Annotated in this window: 2 protein-coding genes and 3 pseudogenes; 3 read left to right on the top strand and 2 right to left on the bottom strand. The window is 46.8% G+C overall.

Translation table 11 applies throughout. The features are described from left to right. The first annotated feature begins 200 nt into the window (after nt 1-200). A pseudogene (locus tag DSM107010_RS36620) lies at nt 201-1,334 on the top strand (ISAs1 family transposase). Nucleotides 1,335-1,466: 132 nt separating this feature from the next. Here DSM107010_RS36620 and DSM107010_RS36615 read toward each other — a convergent pair. Further along, on the bottom strand, nt 1,467-3,194 hold the full coding sequence (locus tag DSM107010_RS36615; RefSeq protein WP_106167752.1) for a flavin-containing monooxygenase: 1,728 nt from the start codon (nt 3,192-3,194) through the stop codon (nt 1,467-1,469). 118 nt (nt 3,195-3,312) lie between these two features. Continuing rightward, nucleotides 3,313-4,113 (bottom strand): annotated as a pseudogene (locus tag DSM107010_RS36610) (IS5 family transposase). Between the two features lie 188 nt (nt 4,114-4,301). Here DSM107010_RS36610 and DSM107010_RS36605 point away from each other — a divergent pair. Together DSM107010_RS36605 and DSM107010_RS36600 are read left to right on the top strand one after the other, a co-directional pair. Then, nucleotides 4,302-4,523, top strand: a complete 222-nt coding sequence (locus tag DSM107010_RS36605; RefSeq protein WP_127025323.1) for a hypothetical protein — start codon at nt 4,302-4,304, stop codon at nt 4,521-4,523. A 99-nt stretch (nt 4,524-4,622) separates the two neighbouring features. Continuing rightward, a pseudogene (locus tag DSM107010_RS36600) lies at nt 4,623-5,458 on the top strand (IS1 family transposase). Nucleotides 5,459-5,584 lie beyond the last annotated feature (126 nt).

The following is a 5,584-nucleotide window of genomic DNA, read 5'->3' as shown; positions in this document are numbered from 1 at the left end:
AATTGAGAGAGCAACTACAAAGGTTTCTCTAGCTTATCGGCTTCTCCTTATTCCCACAAGCTATCTAGGATTGCTATAGCACCCCGTTAGTTAGTCACGGGAAGTGTAGCAGGGCAAACGCATCTAAATTTATACCAAGGCGAAGATGATATTCTGGAACAAATGCTCTTTTGGAGAAATAAGCGTCTTGGCTGTGTTCAATGAAGTTGAAGCCGAAAATTAGTATTGCTGACCATTTTGCCCAAATGTCAGATCCAAGAGTCGAGCGAACGAAACGACATAAATTAATCGATATCATTACGATAGCTATCTGTGCAGTAATTTGTGGAGCGGATACCTGGGTAGATATAGAAATTTATGGACAATTCTATTCATGAATGGTTGAACCAATTTTTAGAACTGCCCAATGGCATTCCTTCTCATGATACGTTTTCTAGAGTTTTTAGCCGTTTAGATCCAGAACAGTTTCAGAATTGTTTTCTAATTTGGGTAAGATCTCTGAGCAAAATGATTGCTGGAGAAGTAGTTGCAATCGATGGAAAAACATTGCGTCACTCTTATGATGAGGGCAGCGACAAGAGAGCTATTCATATGGTCAGCGCCTGGGCGACTGAGCAAAGACTAGTTTTAGGACAAGTTAAAGTTGATGAGAAATCGAATGAAATTACAGCTATCCCAGAATTGCTCAAAGTTTTATCGCTACAGGGATGTATTGTCACGATAGATGCAATTGGTTGTCAGAAGGAAATTGTGAAGTTAATAGCCCAATCAAGTTGCGGGACTACGTTATTAGTTTAAAGAAAAACCAAGGCTCGTTGTATAAGCGTGTAGAAGCATTGTTTTCGGAAGCACTAAAGAGTAAATATCAAGGATTTACACATAGTACATTTCGTGTATCGGAAGAGACACATGGTCGAGAAGAGACTAGATATTGTGTCCAGTTAAGTAATGTTGGGCATCAAATAGATCTAGAAGGGGAGTGGCAGAATCTGCAAAGTCTAGGTCGAATAGATGTCATGAGAACGGTGAATGAGAAAACGAAAATCGAGACTCGCTATTTCATTAGTAGCCTCCCGAATAATGCTAAAATACTTGCTGATTCAGTTCGTCAACATTGGAAGATTGAGAATTCCTTACATTGGGTACTAGATGTAGCTTTTCGTGAAGATGATAGCCGGATAAGAAAAGATAATTCTCCGCAAAACTTTGCCATCCTGCGTCATATAGCTAATAATCTTTTGCAGCAAGAAAAGTCAGTTAAAACTGGCATAAAAAACAAACGGTTAAAAGCTGGATGGGACAATGAATACCTAACGTCTGTTTTATTTAGATAGGTACAATAGCTAAAAAATAACTGCCAGGTTAAGCTCTCTATCTTAAAGAGAGCCGAGGATTAATTAATCGAATCCTGAGATGAAATGAGTTTATAGAACAGAATTTGGGGGTTAGAATCTTCCGAGTTAGCCTTAAGTAGTCCTCAGTTGTGTTCTTCCCAAATTTTTTAGCCCAAGGCATTCATTAGCAATCGTTTTGCATTCATTAGATGCGTTTGCCCTGGGAAGTGTAGCCTGTCTTTCGTCGTCATTGCCCCGAATCAATACGAATCCTTCGTAGCCTTTTGCGGCAACGTCGTCGCATTTCTCCACGTATGGGGGGAAGCCGAGGTAGGGCATGAACACGCGCGGCTTACTAGGGATGTTCGCCCCCAAATACCACGAGTTGCACCTAGGAAAGAGCGTGGCACCTGCCACTTCATTAACGTGATTCACCCAAGCACCTTGCGCCGCAAGCGTCGGCTCGATACACGCAAAGCCGCGATCGCGAACGTAGAAAATGCAGTCGGCAATCCATTCAACGTGCTGCTCGATGGACGGAATCATGTTCGTCAGCACGGAAGGACTGCCAGGACCAGTAATAGTAAACAGGTTTGGGAAGCCAACTGTCGCAAGCCCGAGATAGGTGCGCGGTCCCTCAGCCCATGCCTGCTTGAGCGCTCGCCCGCCCTTGCCACGAATATCGATTTTCAGCAATGAACCCGTCATCGCGTCATATCCAGTAGCGAAGACAATAGCATCGAGTTCGTATTCTTTGCCCTTCACCGTGAGACCGCGTTTCGTAATCTCCTCGATGGGCGAGCTACTCACGTCGATCAAGGTGACGTTCGACCGATTGAACGTCTGGTAGTACCCCGTATCGACGCACAAGCGCTTGCAGCCGACGACAGTGCGAGGTGACAGCTTCTCGGCAATGGCTGGATCGTCCACAATCTCGCGGATTTTTCCCTGAATAAACTCTGCTGCCGTGTCGTTAGCTTCCATGCTGAACAACAAGTCGGCAAACGCACCGAGAAATGGTAACCCGCCCTGCGCCCATCGCTGCTCGTATTCACGCCGTCGCTCTTGGGGCGGTGTCACCAACGCAGAAACCTCGTTGTGAAGAATATTGATGCCGAAAGGCAGCAGCTTGTTACGCGCTCTGAAATTGGCGTAGTTGGCTTTGACTTCTCGCTGCACCTCTGAATCTAGCAGACTGTTGTGCGCGGGAACGGTATAGGCGGGAGTGCGCTGAAACACGAAGAGGTGGGATGCCTGCTGCGCGATGAGGGGAATAGACTGAATGGCAGACGAACCCGTGCCGATGACTCCAACCCGCTTGCCGTTGAAGTCAACTCCCTCGTGAGGCCAGTTGCCAGTGTGATACGACAGCCCTGTAAAGCGATCGCGCCCTTTAAAATTCGGCGTATTTGTGGATGAGAGACATCCCGTCGCCATCACGCAGAATTGCGCCGTCACTCGGTTGCCCGCGCTCGTCTCGACGATCCAGTGCCCTACTGTCTCGTTGAAGGTGGCGGCTAGCACGCGCGTGTTGAGTTGAATATCGCGCCGTAGATCGAAGCGATCCGCAACGTGATTGAGATATCGCAGAATCTCCGGTTGCGAGGCGTACCGCTCCGTCCACACCCACTCTTGCTGTAGCTCATCGGAGAACTGGTAGGAATACTCCATGCTCTCGACATCGCACCGCGCCCCTGGATAGCGATTCCAAAACCACGTGCCGCCGACACCGCTACCCGCCTCAAACACGCGAGCAGAAAGCCCAAGTTCGCGCAGGCGGTGCAGCATGTATAGTCCAGCGAACCCGGCACCGACGATCGCTACATCGAACTCACCGCTCGGTTCCTGGTTGGTTTCCATAGGGGTCAGTTTTACCTCAGCCACATCCCAGCCTCCTCAGGTGTAATTCAAACGGTTCTGTTGCAAAAACTTTTTTTTATGAATTAGTGGTCTTATAAGCTATTTATAAAGTCAACCTTTAGGCAGTTAATCGACGTAGCATAAGGCGAGTCATCACCGCATAAATCGCTGCTCACTCATTTCCGGCAATCGCTCATAACCTTTGCTGAGGCGACGATACCAGTTCAACCAGCCAAAAGTACGTTCCACCACCCACCGCTTGGGCAAGACTTCAAATCCCGCTTCAGTTCGCTGGATGACTTCAACACTCGCTTGAATCATCAGCCACACCGCCAAGGCAAAATGATCTCCTTGATACCCAGCATCTACCCATAGCACTTTCACCTTTGCTAACACCTCAGCGCGTTCTTCTAACAGCAGCATCAAGGCATAGGCAGCAACGACTCTCTGACTGGCGTTGGCTTCAGTAACTACGACTTTTAATCGCAGCCCCAGACTATCGACGAGAATATGCCGTTTGCGTCCTTTCACCCGTTTACCCCCATCAAAGCCGTAGACCTCCCCCCCTTGTATCTTAGAAAGTGTGGTAGACCGATTGGCTATCGGCAGCAACAGCAGTGGGTTGAGTTAATTTACCGATTTGTTGACGTAGTCGGTCTGTTGGGGAGTGGTTCATCTGTTCCCACACACCAAGACGTTGCCATTTTCTGTAGTAGCTGTAGACTGTAGAACTTGAGGGAAAATCACGCGGCAGTAATTCCCACTGACAACCAGTTTTGAGTTGATAATATATAGCGTTACAGACTGCTCGCATATCTGTTGTCCGAGGATACCCACCTTTTTTTGCCCCAGGAATTAGCGGTGCTAGAATCTTCCATTCCGCATCGGTTAAATCCGTTGAATAACGCTTGTGAGACATAAACTGCTTGTGTTAACGATCGATTGAGCATCCTACTGTTGATTTTTCTTCTTTCTGCCTCGCTTAAGCTTTACTTTATAAATAAGCTCTTACTCGAGTATACTACCACCTGTAAATTATCTGTTGATATCGGTAGACTGAGAGATGTGCCCTAAAAGGGTGGGAACGAGCGTCAGCAGGAGCGAACTATGAGAGTAAGAGTGGAAACTGTGATTAGAGATGAAGTAGGGAATATTTTAAGTCAGCTTGCTGCACACGAGATAGATTTAGGAACGCAAAGCTTGCATGACATTGAAGGAGCAGTAGAAAACTGGAAACAGCAAGCACTGCCAGAAATAGAGGCAAGCTTGTTAAATCAGGCTCAAAACCAGTTTACCCAAGAGGTAAAAAAACCAGCTCGCCAGTTGTAACGGCACAAGACTGGTGTGGATTAAGAGATAGTGCATCAGCAAAGCGTGGGACTGATATTATGTTTTAGGTAAAGAAAACTACTCCTGTTCCACGAAGCCATGCCTTGCCCACTATGTAGCCACAATAAGACCCATAAACACGGTAAAACAAGCAAAGGCAGTCAACGATATCTGTGCCCAAACTGTAAGCAAACATTCACTGATACCTTTGACACAATTTACTATCGTCGGCAAGTTAGTGAGGAGAAAGTTCGGATTGTCTTACAGGCACACTGCGAGGGAACAAGCTTACGTGGTATCAGTCGGATTAGTAGATTGTCCTACAATACTGGAGTCAGCTTGATTCGAGCCGGAAGCCAAAAAGCACAACTGATTCATAATGCTCAAGTACAAGCTGTGGATACGGATGCCATCGCTGCCGACGCTTAGGTGGTCGTTTGTGGAAAAACACAGAAGCACTGCCTGCCAACGGAACTCGAAGTTGGAGATTGTTGGATCGCGTCGGAGTTTGGCACAATTAAGTGGATTAATTTTGTGTGGTCGTGTGGGTAAGCATACCAACTCCTTAGCACAGGAATTAGTCAGCAGTAGTGAAGGTAAGACTGAGTGCAAAGAATGGGGAACTGATGGTTGGCAAGGGTATGAGCGTGTTTTACCAACAGAAGTTGACCACTACATTAGTAAACTTTTAACGCAACGGTTAGAACGAACCAATGGTATCATCCGGCAGCAAACGATCGCGGTGGCATCGACAACAAAACAAATTTGGTAAGGTGTGGGAGCAGACAAAAATCACCTTGCGTTTGGTCATCAGCTACTTCAACTGGATCTGGGTACATTCCCGCTTAGGCACGACGGCAGCTCAACGAGCAGATCTAACGTCAAAACCTTGGACTTGGCTAGATATTGCAGTTTATCCCACTTGTTGGGTGTAATTACCACAATGAGGACAGCTTATACCGCTTGCCAAAATCTCTAATTATAGGCAGATATTTCCCTCAACTTGAGTACAAGTGGAAACGCTAACCCCAGGCAGGTTTAGCAAGTAGTCCAGATGGAAG

It is taken from the genome of Chroococcidiopsis cubana SAG 39.79, assembly GCF_003991895.1.
GTDB lineage: Bacteria > Cyanobacteriota > Cyanobacteriia > Cyanobacteriales > Chroococcidiopsidaceae > Chroococcidiopsis > Chroococcidiopsis thermalis.
This window is presented reverse-complemented; position numbering and strand designations above follow the sequence as displayed.

Excerpts from the sequence above, each read along its gene's own strand:
- DSM107010_RS36615 (WP_106167752.1), bottom strand. The coding sequence starts at position 3,194 with ATGGAAACCAACCAGGAACCGAGCGGTGAGTTCGATGTAGCGATCGTC.
- DSM107010_RS36605 (WP_127025323.1), top strand. The coding sequence starts at position 4,302 with ATGAGAGTAAGAGTGGAAACTGTGATTAGAGATGAAGTAGGGAATATT.